At 43.6% G+C, this 14,540-nt stretch carries 16 protein-coding genes and 1 pseudogene; 1 reads left to right on the top strand and 16 read right to left on the bottom strand.

Going from position 1 to position 14,540, the window contains the following annotated elements; translation table 11 throughout:
• Positions 1-18 precede the first annotated feature (18 nt).
• The 4 genes from LIR34_RS04490 to LIR34_RS04475 form a co-directional block, all read right to left on the bottom strand.
• A complete protein-coding gene (locus LIR34_RS04490; protein WP_173902108.1) occupies positions 19-771 on the bottom strand; it encodes a YlmH family RNA-binding protein in 753 nt (250 codons plus the stop codon).
• A gap of 5 nt (positions 772-776) precedes the next feature.
• Positions 777-1,415 carry a cell division protein SepF gene (locus LIR34_RS04485; RefSeq protein ID WP_161285845.1) on the bottom strand — a complete coding sequence of 213 codons (639 nt, stop codon included), beginning with the start codon at positions 1,413-1,415 and terminating at the stop codon, positions 777-779.
• Positions 1,416-1,429: 14 nt separating this feature from the next.
• On the bottom strand, positions 1,430-2,137 hold the full coding sequence (locus tag LIR34_RS04480) for a YggS family pyridoxal phosphate-dependent enzyme (protein ID WP_173902107.1): 708 nt from the start codon (positions 2,135-2,137) through the stop codon (positions 1,430-1,432).
• 87 nt (positions 2,138-2,224) lie between these two features.
• Positions 2,225-3,676 carry an HlyD family efflux transporter periplasmic adaptor subunit gene (locus LIR34_RS04475; RefSeq protein WP_244092195.1) on the bottom strand — a complete coding sequence of 484 codons (1,452 nt, stop codon included), beginning with the start codon at positions 3,674-3,676 and terminating at the stop codon, positions 2,225-2,227.
• 241 nt (positions 3,677-3,917) lie between these two features.
• Here LIR34_RS04475 and lexA point away from each other — a divergent pair, with 241 nt between their 5' ends.
• Positions 3,918-4,538, top strand: coding sequence for a transcriptional repressor LexA (lexA, locus tag LIR34_RS04470; RefSeq protein WP_173902106.1), 621 nt, complete (start codon positions 3,918-3,920; stop codon positions 4,536-4,538).
• A gap of 118 nt (positions 4,539-4,656) precedes the next feature.
• On the opposite strand, the gene rsfS is transcribed toward lexA, so the two are convergent.
• From rsfS to LIR34_RS04410, 12 genes and pseudogenes are all read right to left on the bottom strand, one after another.
• Positions 4,657-5,013, bottom strand: coding sequence for a ribosome silencing factor (rsfS, locus tag LIR34_RS04465; protein WP_161285861.1), 357 nt, complete (start codon positions 5,011-5,013; stop codon positions 4,657-4,659).
• A gap of 32 nt (positions 5,014-5,045) precedes the next feature.
• Positions 5,046-5,636 (bottom strand): bis(5'-nucleosyl)-tetraphosphatase (symmetrical) YqeK, encoded by a 591-nt coding sequence (yqeK, locus tag LIR34_RS17940; RefSeq protein ID WP_173902146.1) that lies wholly within the window; start codon positions 5,634-5,636, stop codon positions 5,046-5,048.
• 63 nt (positions 5,637-5,699) lie between these two features.
• Positions 5,700-6,302 (bottom strand): annotated as a pseudogene (gene nadD / locus LIR34_RS17935) (nicotinate-nucleotide adenylyltransferase); the annotation flags it as partial.
• Positions 6,303-6,320: 18 nt separating this feature from the next.
• Positions 6,321-6,611 (bottom strand): ribosome assembly RNA-binding protein YhbY, encoded by a 291-nt coding sequence (yhbY, locus tag LIR34_RS04450; protein ID WP_161285842.1) that lies wholly within the window; start codon positions 6,609-6,611, stop codon positions 6,321-6,323.
• Between the two features lie 14 nt (positions 6,612-6,625).
• On the bottom strand, positions 6,626-7,918 hold the full coding sequence (gene obgE, locus LIR34_RS04445) for a GTPase ObgE (protein ID WP_161285841.1): 1,293 nt from the start codon (positions 7,916-7,918) through the stop codon (positions 6,626-6,628).
• An 84-nt stretch (positions 7,919-8,002) separates the two neighbouring features.
• Entirely contained in the window at positions 8,003-8,290 is a 288-nt protein-coding gene (gene rpmA / locus LIR34_RS04440; RefSeq protein ID WP_005422790.1) for a 50S ribosomal protein L27, read from the bottom strand.
• A 4-nt stretch (positions 8,291-8,294) separates the two neighbouring features.
• Positions 8,295-8,615: a ribosomal-processing cysteine protease Prp gene (locus LIR34_RS04435; RefSeq protein WP_161285840.1), complete on the bottom strand. Its 321-nt coding sequence runs from the start codon at positions 8,613-8,615 to the stop codon at positions 8,295-8,297.
• A 12-nt stretch (positions 8,616-8,627) separates the two neighbouring features.
• Positions 8,628-8,933 (bottom strand): 50S ribosomal protein L21, encoded by a 306-nt coding sequence (gene rplU / locus LIR34_RS04430; RefSeq protein ID WP_005422792.1) that lies wholly within the window; start codon positions 8,931-8,933, stop codon positions 8,628-8,630.
• 284 nt (positions 8,934-9,217) lie between these two features.
• Complete coding sequence (locus tag LIR34_RS04425; protein WP_173902105.1) at positions 9,218-10,429, bottom strand: ribonuclease E/G; 1,212 nt, start codon at positions 10,427-10,429, stop codon at positions 9,218-9,220.
• Positions 10,416-11,123: a TIGR03936 family radical SAM-associated protein gene (locus LIR34_RS04420; RefSeq protein ID WP_161285839.1), complete on the bottom strand. Its 708-nt coding sequence runs from the start codon at positions 11,121-11,123 to the stop codon at positions 10,416-10,418. The genes LIR34_RS04425 and LIR34_RS04420 overlap by 14 nt, the downstream gene beginning before the upstream one ends.
• Complete coding sequence (locus tag LIR34_RS04415; protein WP_173902104.1) at positions 11,107-12,978, bottom strand: TIGR03960 family B12-binding radical SAM protein; 1,872 nt, start codon at positions 12,976-12,978, stop codon at positions 11,107-11,109. The genes LIR34_RS04420 and LIR34_RS04415 overlap by 17 nt, the downstream gene beginning before the upstream one ends.
• A gap of 433 nt (positions 12,979-13,411) precedes the next feature.
• Positions 13,412-14,362 (bottom strand): WG repeat-containing protein, encoded by a 951-nt coding sequence (locus LIR34_RS04410; RefSeq protein WP_173902103.1) that lies wholly within the window; start codon positions 14,360-14,362, stop codon positions 13,412-13,414.
• Positions 14,363-14,540: the final 178 nt, after the last annotated feature.

Here is a 14,540-nt window from a genome sequence, read left to right as displayed (position 1 = left end):
TTCTGCCTCCTGTGATATTTACTGGTAACGGCGCAGCCTGACACTGTTCCGCCCTTTTTTTGTCTGCCGGGAAACTCCGTCAAAGATAAAACGGCCTCTGCCGCGGACTGATATGATATCTCCCTCCTTCGGCTCATAGCCATTGGAAGTCACCAGCTTTCCATTTACAAATACCTGTCCATTCTCAATAAAAGAAACCATACTGCTTCTGGAGGACTGAAACGCAAGTGCGATCAGTGCATCCAGACGGATGGAAGAACAGGTTCCTGTGACCAGCATAAACTCAGGCTCCGGGTACTGTTCCGGATTATCCACTGCTGACAGTCTGACTGCGGTGTGCCGGACCCTGTCAAGATTCTCGATGAGAAAATCCGCAATCTTGTTATGACAGAAGATCCATGCGACATGATCCTGTATCAGAATATCCCCGATCACAGAGCGATCGATCCCAAGATTGAGTATCGCACCCAGATAATCCCTGTGACCCAGATCCTCCGAAAATTTCTTTGCCTTTGGTTCTGCCTTAAGACAGGTGATCGGATATTCCCAGGTAAAAGCAAGAGCATCAGGATGAAACGCTATCATCTGACGCTCTGCTTGCTCATAACCGCCGAAGCCTTCCGCCACTACACCAGGAATCTGATTCTTTCGGTTGTTTACAATATTTTGTTCGTTTAAATTAAGGAAATCCGAAAATGTGACAATATCTCTCCGATAGGAGAGATTTGCCAGTTCCCGGATTCTCTTAATGAAAAATTCTTCTTTTTCCATATTTATCAATAACCTGCTCTTACAGACGGAGTGGAAGAACTTCCAAGGATATTCTGAAGATCCCCTGTAATATCCACACCTTCCGGTCCAAGAATAAAGATATAGCTGGATACCTTCTGAAGGCTTCCGCCCAGAGAGTAGCATGCACCTGATGTAAAATCGATGATTCTCTGTGCAAGCTCTACATCAATTCCCTCCAGATTCAGCACAACGGTAGATCTGTCAACAAGAGTATCCGCGATCTCACGGGTATCTTCCATAGAAGAAGGTCTGATCACACAGACTTCCATATTTACCGGAATGTTGGCTTTTCTGCTGCTTCTCATCGGTGTGATCTTGGAAGAAGTACGAACCGGCTTGTCCTGACGTACTGTCGCAGAAGCTTTCACGGATGCTTTCGGTGCAGGCTGCTTTGTCTCAGCCTTTACCGGCTCCTCGATCTCATCTTCCTCGTCATCATCCAGGAAATCGTCCTCGTCTTTCTTCTTACCGAATTTCTGAAAGAATTTCTTTACCGGCTTCTCTTCATCGTCATCATCCAGAAAATCATCTTCGTCGTCTAAGATATCATCATCTAAGAAATCCTCATCATCATAATCATCATTCAGCTTTACAACATCCAAAAGTTTATCTAAAACGCCCATCTTATTCTCCAATCTTATTTGTCCTGTGCCTGCTTCGAATAATCTCGCTCACCAAATATTCCAGTCCCAACACGCACCATTGTAGCGCCCTCCTGCACAGCGACCTGATAATCCCCGGTCATTCCCATGCTCAAAACACTCATAGTAACATTATTAATGTTTTTGGCTGCAATGTCAACACTTAATTTTTTTAATTGACGAAAAACTGGTCTGTTTTCTTCTGGATTTTGTACATAAGGTGCAATTGTCATAAGTCCCTGTATCTTTATATGCGGAAACTCTGCGATAGATTCCACCAGCGGAAGAACTTCCTCCATCTTAAGACCAAATTTTGTTTCTTCCTGTGCCACATTGACTTCAAGAAGGATCGGGACACATACATCATGCTTTGCCGCTTCCTGCTCGATCGTCTGGGCAAGTCTCAGAGAATCTACCGAATGGATCATGGATACCTTATCTACAATGTATTTTACCTTATTCCTCTGAAGATGTCCGATCATATGCCACTGGATATCCTCTGGAAGCTGCGGATATTTATCCACGATCTCCTGGACCTTGTTCTCACCAAACACTCTTGCCCCTGCATCATAAGCCTCCAAAAGCATAGGCACCGGCTTTGTCTTACTGACAGCGATCAGCGTTACTTCTTTCGGATCACGCCCTGATACCTCACATGCCTCCTGTATGTTTTTTCTGACCTGATTCAGATTTTCTGTTATCATAACTATCAGCCTCCTGATTCGTATAATCTTTTTCTTTTAATGTAACTGTTCAGTACCCTCACGGTTACGAGTCAAAATGTATTCCAATCAATATAAAATTTCCTGTTCACTTACCTTATCGGCATTTCTCACAATATGATCATATCTGGAAAGTCCGTAACGTGTTTCCTTGGATACAACCGCATATTCCTCATTCTGATCAAGAATCTCGATCCGACGAAATACTGCGTACCCCTGATTGATGCAGTATGTTCCTTCAAGAACTCCAACCTCCCTGATCACATATTTACTCTGATCTTTGGGGTTGACTGCCACATCTCCTTCTTTGAAATTACTCATGTCAATATAGTAAATACTTTTGGAAGTTTTTTCATTGTCGTCTGTTTCCTGCGTGTCTTCCCCGTAAATCGTTGCCTTGACAAAAGTCTTGGAAGCATTCCCGTTCTTGTCTGTCTTCTGGATCATCACTCCAACCTCCTGAGAATCATTGGTTGTCAGATACTCGGAAGGAAGTTTATAAAATTCTTTGGTTACAACCGATGACAGTGGGACCTTAAGCCCGGTAACTGTATTTGTTACCAGTTCGATTTCGAGGAAACGATCCGCAGCATAACGGATCAGACCTTTATTAAAATCTATCTTTCCATATTTGGCCTTATCGATCTCTACAATACTGAAATCTCCGCTCTGCGTCATACCGTCCTTCAGAAATTTGACTCTGACAGAAGTACGGTCTTTCAGCTTCGCTGCCTGCTTACCGCTGAGAGGGATCAAAAGACTCCAGTTTTCATCTGTCACCAGCGTATACATCGTATCTCCGGCACTGACAGTTCCCTGATTCTTAAGATCCGTCTCCACATAGGCATTCTGATCGAAATCCTGTGCTGTCAGATCATTCAGGGTCTTTCCCTCATATCCATCCACGCAATACAGTACAACACCATCCGAAGCTGCCTTATTCAAAGTCTGACCAGCATAAGATACCGGTGCCGGAGTAGGAGAAACAGTACTGTCCGCATCTTCGTCCGATGAAGTCACAACAGAAGTACTTCCCGGAGCCGTTGCATACTGGAGGATATCACCCTCAAGTTCATATTTAAAACTATAGGTACTGTTAAAATTACTGGAACTGAATCCCTTTGAAAAACTAAGCATGTTATTTCGGATCTGAGATAACTGCTCTGCACTCAATTCTTCTGTATTCTCCGTCGGCGCAGTACTGCTGATCCCATAGACCACGCCATTGGCATTGATCTTATTTCCCTCTCGTGCATAATAACTTACATATCCTCCGGTTTCTGCCTGGTAGACAGATTCCTCTCTGAGTGCAAGTCCTGTATAAGTTTCATTTCTTGACAAAGGTCCGGAAATGACCAGATAGGACTCTATATTCGTAGAGGTAAGATAAAGTACTGCACTGAACAACATATAAATCAAAAGACATCCAAACAGCATGGTTCCAATATTCAGACCAAAAATCTTTCGTATCTTAACCAGTGCTCCTGGATGATTCCCGGAATTTTTTGGATTATCAGGCAAAAAAATGCCTCCTTTATATCAGTCTTTGTATTTTACACCTGACTATTGTACCATTTTCCTTCCATAATGACAAGAAAAAGCATAGAATTTCTGTAACTGTCCAAATATTTTGTAACTGATCACCGAAAATATCCCGTGAATATTACGAACATATTTTCCGAATATTTGTTTGCTATTTCAAACAAATTATGTTATACTAGATTTATATATATTAAAGTATCGTGAACCCGGAGGTATCATTATGGCTTATGGCAGAATCAGTTCAAAACAGCAGGAGATTCTGGATTATATCAAAAACGAAATCCTGAACAGAGGCTTCCCTCCTGCCGTAAGAGAAATTTGTGAAGCAGTTCATCTGAAATCCACATCTTCTGTGCATTCTCATCTGGAAGCCCTTGAGAAGAACGGATATATCCGCAGGGATGCAACCAAGCCCAGAGCGATCGAGATCATCGACGATAATTTCAATCTTGCCCGCAGAGAGGTTGTCAATGTACCGCTTGTTGGTACTGTAGCAGCGGGACAGCCGATCCTCGCAGTAGAGAATATCGAGACTTATTTCCCTGTTCCGGCAGAATTCATGCCGAATGAGCAGAGTTTTATGCTCCGTGTCAAGGGGGACAGTATGGTCAACGCCGGTATCTTTGATGGTGATCAGGTTCTTGTCAAACAGCAGACATCTGCCAAGAATGGCGATATCGTAGTTGCTCTCGTGGAGGATTCCGCCACTGTCAAGACTTTTTATAAAGAAGACGGTTACTATCGTCTCCAGCCGGAGAACGATTACATGGATCCAATCCTGGTTCAGGACAATCTTCAGATCCTTGGTAAAGTTTTTGGTGTATTCCGCTTCTTTCAGTAAATCTTCAGGAACATTACAAAGTAATCTCCAACAAAGCCAAAAACGTCCCTTGTCTTTTCCGACCAGGGACGTTTCTCTTTGCTTCTCTTTGTTTACATAATATATTTATGGTAAACGATTATTTTAAAAACTCTTCTGCATCCACTTCTTTTCCATCTCTCCAGATTCTCTCCAGATCATAGAAAAGACGGTTTTCTTCATCAAACACATGGATGATGAGATCGCCATAATCCATAAGGATCCAGTTGGAACCTCTTGTTCCTTCCACCTGTTTCGGTTCATAACCGGCTCTTCCAAGCTGTTCTTCTACGTTATCTACCATTGCCTGTACCTGGTTTAAGTTGCTTCCGCTCGCGATCACAAAGTAATCTGCGATCACAGAAACCTCATGGATATCGATCACTTTTATATCCAGAGCCTTTTTTTCATCCAGAGCCTTGCAGGCAAGACGTACCATTTCCAGTTCTTTGCTCATAAATTCCATTCCTTTCTGCATCAGGCCTGTTCTTATGCAAACCTGTTCTTATGCAAAACGCTGTAATATTCAAATGCTTCTTTTGTTGCAGCATCAACGTCCTTTGGGTTTTCTTCAAGATAAGAAAGGGTATCTTTAAGAATCTCATACATACATTCATCCAGATCTTCAAAGGCAAGCTTGCGCACCTTTGTAAGATTCGGTGCTTTATTTCTTGCCGGCTCGATATAATCCGCAATATATACGATTTTTTCCAGGGCAGACATCTCCGGCTTTCCTGTTGTATGATACGTAATGGAAGAAAGGATTTCCCTGTTCCTGATTCCATATTTAACTTCTGCAACATATGCTCCTAATTTCGCATGAAGAAGAAACGGATGTGTTTTTTCAAATTCCGTAACCGGGATTTTATGTTCTTCACACATTTTAAGTTTTTTCTTATTTGGGATACATTTGGCACTGTCATGAAGCAGACCAGCAACCTGTGCATCTTTGAGGTCATAACCATGGACCATAGCCAGAGAAGCGCAGGTATACATAACTCCAAGTGTATGTGCAAAACGATCTTCATCAAGATATTTTGCCAGTTTCTTTTGCATTTTTATAAAATCATAATCTGCCATCTTTATAGTATCTCCCTCTGTCTGGTCAAAAACCGGTCCCATCTCAGAGAAGTGATAAATCTGATGCTTCTCAATGTAATCCACAACCGCCTCGGGCACATAATAATGAATGCTTTTACCTTCCTGGTGCCACTGGCGCAAAAGCTGGCTGGAAATATCAATATTCAGAGTATTCAGCCGTATAAAACATCCTCCGTATTGTCTGGAAAGATAAGTCATCTCCTGATCCAGATTCTTTACAGGCACATGATCTCTGGTCGCAACAACGATCGTACATGCCCTGCAGATCCGGGATGGCTCCATCCATGTTGTAAAATTATAGAGGGAATCCGCCCCTATGATAAAATAATAATCTGTATCAGGATTCTGCTCTTTTAATCTTTCCAGGGTACGGTAGGTATAGGTAAACCCCTCTGCATTCATTTCGATCAGAGAAAGTTCAAAGTGTGGATTTCCTTCAATCGCCAGTCTTACCATCTCTGTTCTCTGCTCATCTGTTGCTCTTCCGTTACGGTTCCGTTTATGCGGCGGATTTCCTGCCGGCATAAACAGAATCTTATCAAGCCCCAGCTGCTCATAGGCTTTTTCACCAAGAATCAGATGACCGACATGGATCGGATCAAAGGTTCCGCCCATGATACCGATTTTTTTTCGTCTGTTCTCCATCCCTGTTCCTCCAGAAAATTACGGAAGAATGATTTTTTTCTTGTCTTTTTTGCCTTCTCGATACAGAACAATCTTTCTTCCGATCACCTGTACAACCTGGGCATGTGTTCTTTCTGCAAGGACTTCTGCCATCTGACGCGGATCATCCAGACAGTTCTGAAGCACACTGATCTTAATCAGTTCTCTTGCTGCAAGTGCCTCGTCAACAGCCGCTGTATTCTCCGGTGTGACAGAACCCTTGCCAAGCTGCATGATCGGTTCCATTTTCATTGCAAGCCCTTTCAGGTATGCTCTCTGTTTGCTTGTCATAAATTCAGACCTTTCTATTTATAATAATCAAAGTCAAAGCCGTACATACGGACTGTATTTCCTTCTTCAATACCGGCTTTCTCCAGTTCTTCCAGAATTCCGCCTTCTTTGAGGAAGCGCTGGAAGAAAGCAAAGCCCTTCTCAGAATCAAGATTTGTATATCCGAGCATCTTTTCGATCTTCGGTCCCTCCACGATAAAGAGTTCCGGATCCTCCGGATCCCTCTCCACTGTAAATGGAAGGTTCTCTGCAAACAGTTCCTCCTCCGGGAAGAATTCCTGTTCAAATACGATTTTCTCTGCCGGCACGCTATCCAGAAGTTCCTTGATACCATAAAGAAGCTCTTTAAGTCCCTGGCCTGTTACTGCTGAGATCGGATAAACACGGATTCCCTGCGGCTCAAACTCAGCTTTGAGACGATCGATCGGATTCTCTTCACCGTCATCAAAAATACAGTCGATCTTATTTGCTGCGATCAGCTGTGGTCTGGCTGCGATTTCCGGATTATAGGCCTCCAGTTCCCTGTTGATCTTGTGGATATCATCCACCGGATCACGTCCCTCTGTAGATGCCGCATCTACAATGTGAACCAGAACACGGGTACGTTCAATATGTCTGAGGAATTCGTGTCCAAGTCCGACGCCCTCGGAAGCACCCTCGATCAGTCCCGGAATATCAGCAATGACAAAACCGCCGTTTTCCGTATCTACTACACCAAGATTCGGACTCAGTGTCGTAAAATGATAATTGGCGATCTTTGGCTGTGCATTGGTCACTCTGGAAAGGAACGTAGATTTACCCACGTTTGGAAATCCCACAAGACCTACGTCCGCGATCACCTTGAGTTCAAGCTGAACTTCCAGCTCCTGTGCAGGCTGGCCTGGCTGTGCATACTTCGGAACCTGCATGGTAGCTGTAGCGTAATGCTGGTTTCCCTTACCGCCTCTTCCACCTTTGAGCACGATCTGTCTGCGGTTTTCACCTGACATATCCGCAATGACTTTACGGGACTGTGCTTCCATAATAACAGTTCCCTCCGGAACCTTCAGGACAATATCCTCTCCATCTGCTCCGTGGCAGCGCTTCTTGCCGCCTTCCTGACCATCCTGTGCTTTAAATTTTCTTTTGTGACGGTATTCTCCAAGCGTATTCTGACCTTCATCTACTTCAAAGATCACGTCTCCGCCTCTTCCGCCATCTCCGCCGTCAGGACCGCCATTCGGCACGTACAGCTCTCGGCGGAAGCTTACATGTCCATCTCCGCCCTTTCCTGAACGGATGATAATTTTTGCTCTGTCTGCAAACATATATGTCGCTCCTCTTTCTACTCTATTTTTAATTCAAAGAAAGGCTCCAAACCTGAACGATTTGAAGCCTTACGCTGAACTTGATTATTCTGCCTCTACCGGAACGATAGAAACCTGTTTCTTATCGCGTCCTTTTCTGGTGAATCTTACTACACCATCTGTCAGTGCAAATAATGTATAGTCTTTACCGCAGCCTACATTTTCACCTGGGTGAATCTTTGTTCCACGCTGTCTGTAAAGGATGTTTCCAGCTTTAACAAACTGTCCGTCTGCTCTTTTGGCACCTAATCTCTTAGATTCAGAGTCACGGCCGTTCTTTGTAGAACCAACACCTTTTTTATGTGCGAATAACTGAAGGTTCATTTTCATCATGTCATTACACCTCCCTGACTTTTACTTTTAAATAACGTTTTGAATAACTATGCTCAATTTCTGTCAGTCCAAGAACAAGCGAATCCATCAGAAGAGTTCCTCCCTCTGAGATCGGACTGGTGAAAGTGAAAGATACGAAACCATCACTCTCCTCCGCCTCTATCTGATCCTTCGTCAGCTGATCCAGAGAATTGACCGTGTTGATCACGAGGGCAGAAACAGCGGCACAAATAATGTCGTATCCCTCCTCCGCATATCCGGCATGTCCTTTGGATGTAAAACTGATATAAGAATTGTTCTTCTTACTGACTGTCACTGTAATCATGCAAACACCAGATTAAGCGTTGATCTTTTCGATTTTAACTTTAGTGAACTGCTGTCTGTGACCGTTTTTCTTGTGATATCCAGTTTTTCTTTTGTATTTGTAAACGATAACTTTTTTAGCTTTTCCGTTTTCAACTACAGAAGCGGTAACACTGGCATTAGCTACATCTGCTCCAACCTTTAAACCTTCATTGCTAACTGCAAGAACGTTATCAAAAGTAACGGTTTCACCAGCTTCAACACCGAGTTTCTCAACTCTGATTACGTCGCCCTCGGCAACTTTGTACTGTTTACCACCTGTTGCAATAATTGCGTACATCTGTGGCACCTCCTATAATCTTTACTCGCCAGATATGGTGGAATGAGGATTTTTGATTAAAATCTCATGCTCTTAAACCTCTCTGTGCGGCATCTTTTGTATATTAGCATGGGTTATTTTTTTTGTCAAGTTTTTTAAGGAAATTTATTTTATAAAAACACAAAAAATATGCGAGGGGGAATACCTCAGAGTTGCGAACGGCCGGAATTCCCCCTCGTGCTCCCCCTTTTTGGCCACCGCTGGAATCGTGTTTGGTTTACATAGTAAATGTTATGTTAATCATGTTAAAGATCTTTGAGTTCTTCGATCAGGGGGCGGCGGATTTTCTGGCGGGTCATTTCCAGGATGTGTAAAGGAGTAATGTCTATAGCTCTGGATTTGACTGGGTCTTTGCGCAGATGTTTCTTGAGAACGTGAAACAGTTCATCCTGATGGTCTGGGTTCTGCATGTTAATGAAATCGATCAGAATGATTCCTGAAAGATTCCGCAGGCGAAGCTGTCTGGCAATTTCCCCTGCTGCTTCCAGATTGATCTTTCGATAGGTTTCTTCTGCTTTTTTCTTGCCGGTGTATTTCCCACTGTTGACATCTATGGATACGAAAGCTTCTGTCTGCTGAATGACAAGGAAGCCGCCGCTTTTGAGCCAGATCTTTTCATGCTGGATTTCTTCTATGGCACCTTCCAGATTATAGAGCTTATATAATGGAAGGAGTTTATCCTCATACAGGCGCAAAAGGGTCTGTTTTTCTGACTGGAACTCTGCCAGATAGTCCTGGATTCTGCTATGGATCTCCGGAATGTCCGTAACGATTTCTTCCAGATCTCTGGTGTAAATATCGCGGACTGCTGCCAGATAGAATGCCTCAGCCTCATAGAGAAGACTGAAACAGGTTCGGTTTCTTCCGTTTACCGCCACTTTCTGATACTGTTTTTTGAGAAGATCCAGTTCATAAAGGAAATCCTCTTTGGAGGCATCTGCCGCATTTGTACGGACGATCAGCCCATACTCTCTCTCCGAAAGATTCCTCTCTTCTTCCAGCCATTTATTCAGAAGCGTACTCTCTTCTTTCGTCAGTTTATTGGAGAAGCCGATTTTTTTGTTCCCTGTAGTCAGAACCAGATACTTCCCTGAAAAATTCAGATTGGCTGTCAGTGCGGGAAGTTTTCCCTTCATGGCTTCACGGTTGATCTGAACCAGAAGTTCATCGCCCGGGCGAAGGATGGAATCTCCCTTCCGTCCACTTGTAAAAATAGCCTCTTTTGCCTGCTCCAGCGGAAGATAACCATTGATTCCATCTCCGATCCGCACAAAAGCAGCCTGAATGTTCGCGGCTGTCTTTTCTACCTGCCCCACATAAATGTTATTTAAGGTGTTCTTCTTATCAGAAGGTTCCAGACGGAGTTCCATGATCTTCTGTTCTTCTGCCGCTGCACAGACAATGCATTTACGTCCGCGGATCACCATCTCGGTGAGGATCAGCTTACTCAACTTCATCACCCAGTGCTTCCAGCGTTACAAGCCTGCGGTCCTCTTCCGTCCCCTTGTTTGCGTAAACTTCACGGCGTTCGATCATATAGGCAAAAGGAAGTGGCTCCTCACCCATCCACTGAAGAAAAGTATCCATGACCAGTTCCGGTTTGGTGTAGTTGGAACTTGCAGAGGCAAGCTGCATAAAAACACCTTCCCCATCTAAGTGCATTTCATATATATACGGACGGATGTCCACCGTCTTTTCACTGCGCTTCGTCTTCTTGGTTACGATGATCTCCTTCTGAGAAAGAAACGCATCCAGTCTGGAACGCCAGTCAGCAGCAGGCTCTTTTCCCTCACGGAACTGCACAGAATAATCCGCTGCTGCCACAAGAGACATGGCTGTGCTGGCCTTGCCATCCTCTACCTGACGGGCAGAACATACGGAAACACCATCCACCATAACTGCGTTCAAACGGTTTTCAATCTCTTTGGTTGGAACGGTTTCAGTAAGTTCCATATCAAAGTACTCACCAAGACTGGTTGTACCAACACCAAGTGGTGCTGCAAAGGACATAATCATGTGCGGGCTGTATCCACCGGAGAAAGCAATCGGAAGCCCGGCACGGCGGACTGCCTTCTGGAAGTAACGCATCGTATCCAGATGTCCCACAAATTTCATATGACCGGTTTTGGCAAATTTAATTCTTACTTTCACAGCACACACCTCCTTTGTATTTAAGCACACCGCAGCCAGAACATTTCTGGCGGCAGTTCGGTGTCACAGTTTCTGCTTTTGCCTGTTCCCACTCACGGATCAGGAATTTCTTTGTCACGCCTGCATCAATGAAATCCCACGGAAGGATTTCATCTGTGCTGCGTTCACGTAAGGTGTAAAATTCAATATCCACACCGGTTTCTCTGAATGCTTCTTTCCAGATATCATAATCAAAGCTTTCTGACCAGGCATCGTAAAGAGCACCCTTTTCATACGCTCTTAAGATCACTTCTGAACAGCGGCGGTCACCTCTTGCAAGGAAACCTTCCAGGACAGTAACATCCGGCTCATGCCAGTTGTAACGGATACTTCTCTGGTTCAGCTGGGAACGGATCTCATTCTTTACCACTTTGGCCTTCTCGATGAAGTCTCCCTCGCGGAACATCGGTGCCCACTGGAACGGGGTAAACGGCTTCGGCACAAAGAAGGATGTGCTGACATTGATCTGTACCTTGCCTTTTCTCTGTTCCTTCGGAACGACTTCATAGTAAGTTTCCGCAATCTTCTGTGCAAGATGCGCGATTCCCTTCATGTCATCCTCAGTTTCTGTAGGAAGACCAAGCATGAAATAAAGTTTTACCTGATTCCATCCACCCTTGAAAGCTTCTCCGGCACCATGCAGGATATCCTCCTCGGTAAGTCCCTTGTTGATGACATTACGCAGACGCTGAGAACCTGCCTCCGGTGCAAAAGTCAGACTGCTTTTTTTGACATCCTGTACTTTACTCATAACATCCAGTGCAAAGGCATCGATTCGAAGAGACGGCAGAGAAATATTTACTGCCTCCTCACGGAATTCATCGATCAGAAAATTTACGATCTCCTTGAGGTCACTGTAATCACTGGAACTTAAAGAACTTAAGGAAATTTCCTCATGTCCTGTGTTCTGAAGCATGATCCTTGCAGATTCCTTCAGAGTCTCCACATCACGCTCTCTTGTCGGCCGGTAGATCATGCCCGCCTGACAGAAACGACAGCCGCGGATACAGCCTCTCTGGATCTCCAGAGTGACACGATCCTGAGTCGCCTTGATATGCGGCACAACTGGTGCTTCCAGTTTGTTATAATCTTTGTCCATATCGATGACGAGCTGTTTTTCCACCTTTTGAGGCACTCCTTCGTATTTAGGAGCAAAAGATTCAATCGTACCGTCTTCTTTGTAGGTGACTTCATAGAGTGACGGCACATAGATTCCCGGAATCTGTGCTGCTTTCAGAAGAAAATCCTGTCTGCTGCCGCCATTCTTCTTGTTGGCCTTATATGCATCAAACAAAGCATCATAGACAGTCTCTCCCTCTCCAATATAAAAGAGATCAAAGAACTCTGCCAGCGGTTCCGGATTGTAGGCACATGCGCCACCGCCAATCACCAGCGGATCATCCTCGGTACGCTGTGCTGCCCGAAGCGGGATTCCGCCAAGATCCAGAAGCTGAAGAACGTTTGTGTAACACATCTCATAGCCCAGTGTGATCCCGAGGAAATCAAATTCCCTCACCGGATCCTGGGACTCCAGAGTAAACAGAGGAATTTTTTCCTCTCGCATGATCTTATCAAGATCTGTCCACGGCGAAAAGAGACGCTCGCACCATACGTCGTCTCTTTTATTGAACATATCGTATAAGATCATCATGCCAAGGTTTGACATACCGATCTCATAGACATCCGGGAATGCCATCGCAAAGCGGATATCTACATCATCTTTGTTTTTCATGACTGCATTGACCTCGCCGCCGATGTAGCGCGCGGCTTTGTCAATCTGCAGCAGTATCTCATCGCGTAATGCTAATTTTCTCATAGTTTTCCTTTCGTTAGTTGTATATATTGTACAAACTAATCGAATTAGTAAGCAGTCTGTACAATATGTAACTGATATTAAATAATACGTCATTTTACCTGCTCAAAACCCTCTGCAAAAAAGGCTGTTCAGGGCATTTGGTCAAAAAATGGGTTTTCTGCAAATACTTGACAATAAATATCACGTTTGGTGAATTCCCTTAAAAATCAATTATCATGCAGGGTGAAAATTTGACATATATCTTTTGCTATTATAAACGCATCAACAGGTAAATTCAAGATTATATGTCATAATACCCTGCTACATCCGTCATATCCAGTGAATGAGCATTTTTAGATTCAGGAATGACTTCGTCTACAAACGGCCGCATCATGGAAGCAGGATCATAGAAAATAAGCTCTATCCTGGGACTCCGTCATTAGTGATTGTACATTTACGCTTTTTCTGGATTCCAGTCCATTACATTGAATCTTCCATTTTTCTTTTTTCCTTTAAAAATGATCTCTTTTTTAAAGACTTCACCCTGAATTTTGTAGCTATCCCAATCTAAGGACTCGTATACTGCCGGCATAATGATGTTTCCATTAAAATCGATAGCTCCATATCCATTTTTTCCCTTTACAACAACAAATTCTTCGAGATACCCTCCTGAGATCTCAGAGAACTCTTCAAATTCTTTGATAACCTGCACGGAAGCAGTTTCATCCGATTCATTTGAATATCGAAGCAGTAATACATGTCCATTTCGTGCTGCCATTCCTGTGGATGCGATGAACGGAAGCTTGCCGATTGATTCACACTTGTCAATAAGCACGGTGCCATTTTTGTCAATAATTGCCCATCCCTCAGATGTCTTTACTCTCGCCACTGTTCCATTGCGTTCTAATGGATTGGCTTCTTCATAGGTACCGGTCATATAACTTCCGTCTTCAGAAATAAAATAAAACCCGTTTCCTTCACTGACACAGGATGAGTGGTCTGACATGGGCGAAGCGTCTGTATATTTTGGTTTAATAACTACTTTCCCGTCCGTCTTTGAGATAAATCCGATCAGCCCTTCATTATCTATAACACGGCAATAATCGGAAAATGGATCCTTTTCGATTGCCCTGTAAACATCGGACAATATCCTTTTCCCTTTCATTAAATACGCTCCGTCATTATCATATACAATGCGGGTTCCATTTTGGGAAACGGTCATGGAATCGTCATACTTGTATTTCGTGCAGTTCATCATATAAAAATATCCGGCCGCAACAATACTTATAAATATAACCGCAAGGATTAGTATTGTAAAAAAATGACCCTTGTAGTCTGTATCCTCCGTCTCTTCCGTGTAATCCTCATCATTCAAACTGATAGCTTTTAATAATTTTTCAAACATATACTCTTCTCCTTATGACATTTATTGGGTTTACAGTTACAAATCATGCCGGCATACTTAATGGTATCTGTGAAGAAACCCACGACTGAAGTCAGGGGTTCTTCACGATAAAAGTATACTATAAAAGTTTTTGTTATTTCGATGTCAATACATTAAGAAATGCGAAATATCTGCTTTC

The organism is Blautia sp. MSK17_66 (assembly GCF_020538025.1).
Lineage (GTDB): Bacteria > Bacillota > Clostridia > Lachnospirales > Lachnospiraceae > Blautia_A.
The sequence above is the reverse complement of the archived record's forward strand: the minus strand, read 5'-3'. Positions and strand labels throughout refer to the sequence as shown.

Coding starts and splice junctions, on each gene's coding strand:
- LIR34_RS04490 (WP_173902108.1), bottom strand. CDS start 771: ATGGAAAAAGAAGAATTTTTCATTAAGAGAATCCGGGAACTGGCAAAT.
- LIR34_RS04485 (WP_161285845.1), bottom strand. CDS start 1,415: ATGGGCGTTTTAGATAAACTTTTGGATGTTGTAAAGCTGAATGATGAT.
- LIR34_RS04480 (WP_173902107.1), bottom strand. CDS start 2,137: ATGATAACAGAAAATCTGAATCAGGTCAGAAAAAACATACAGGAGGCA.
- lexA (WP_173902106.1), top strand. CDS start 3,918: ATGGCTTATGGCAGAATCAGTTCAAAACAGCAGGAGATTCTGGATTAT.
- rsfS (WP_161285861.1), bottom strand. CDS start 5,013: ATGAGCAAAGAACTGGAAATGGTACGTCTTGCCTGCAAGGCTCTGGAT.
- yqeK (WP_173902146.1), bottom strand. CDS start 5,636: ATGGCAGATTATGATTTTATAAAAATGCAAAAGAAACTGGCAAAATAT.
- yhbY (WP_161285842.1), bottom strand. CDS start 6,611: ATGACAAGCAAACAGAGAGCATACCTGAAAGGGCTTGCAATGAAAATG.
- obgE (WP_161285841.1), bottom strand. CDS start 7,918: ATGTTTGCAGACAGAGCAAAAATTATCATCCGTTCAGGAAAGGGCGGA.
- rpmA (WP_005422790.1), bottom strand. CDS start 8,290: ATGATGAAAATGAACCTTCAGTTATTCGCACATAAAAAAGGTGTTGGT.
- LIR34_RS04435 (WP_161285840.1), bottom strand. CDS start 8,615: ATGATTACAGTGACAGTCAGTAAGAAGAACAATTCTTATATCAGTTTT.
- rplU (WP_005422792.1), bottom strand. CDS start 8,933: ATGTACGCAATTATTGCAACAGGTGGTAAACAGTACAAAGTTGCCGAG.
- LIR34_RS04425 (WP_173902105.1), bottom strand. CDS start 10,429: ATGAAGTTGAGTAAGCTGATCCTCACCGAGATGGTGATCCGCGGACGT.
- LIR34_RS04415 (WP_173902104.1), bottom strand. CDS start 12,978: ATGAGAAAATTAGCATTACGCGATGAGATACTGCTGCAGATTGACAAA.
- LIR34_RS04410 (WP_173902103.1), bottom strand. CDS start 14,362: ATGTTTGAAAAATTATTAAAAGCTATCAGTTTGAATGATGAGGATTAC.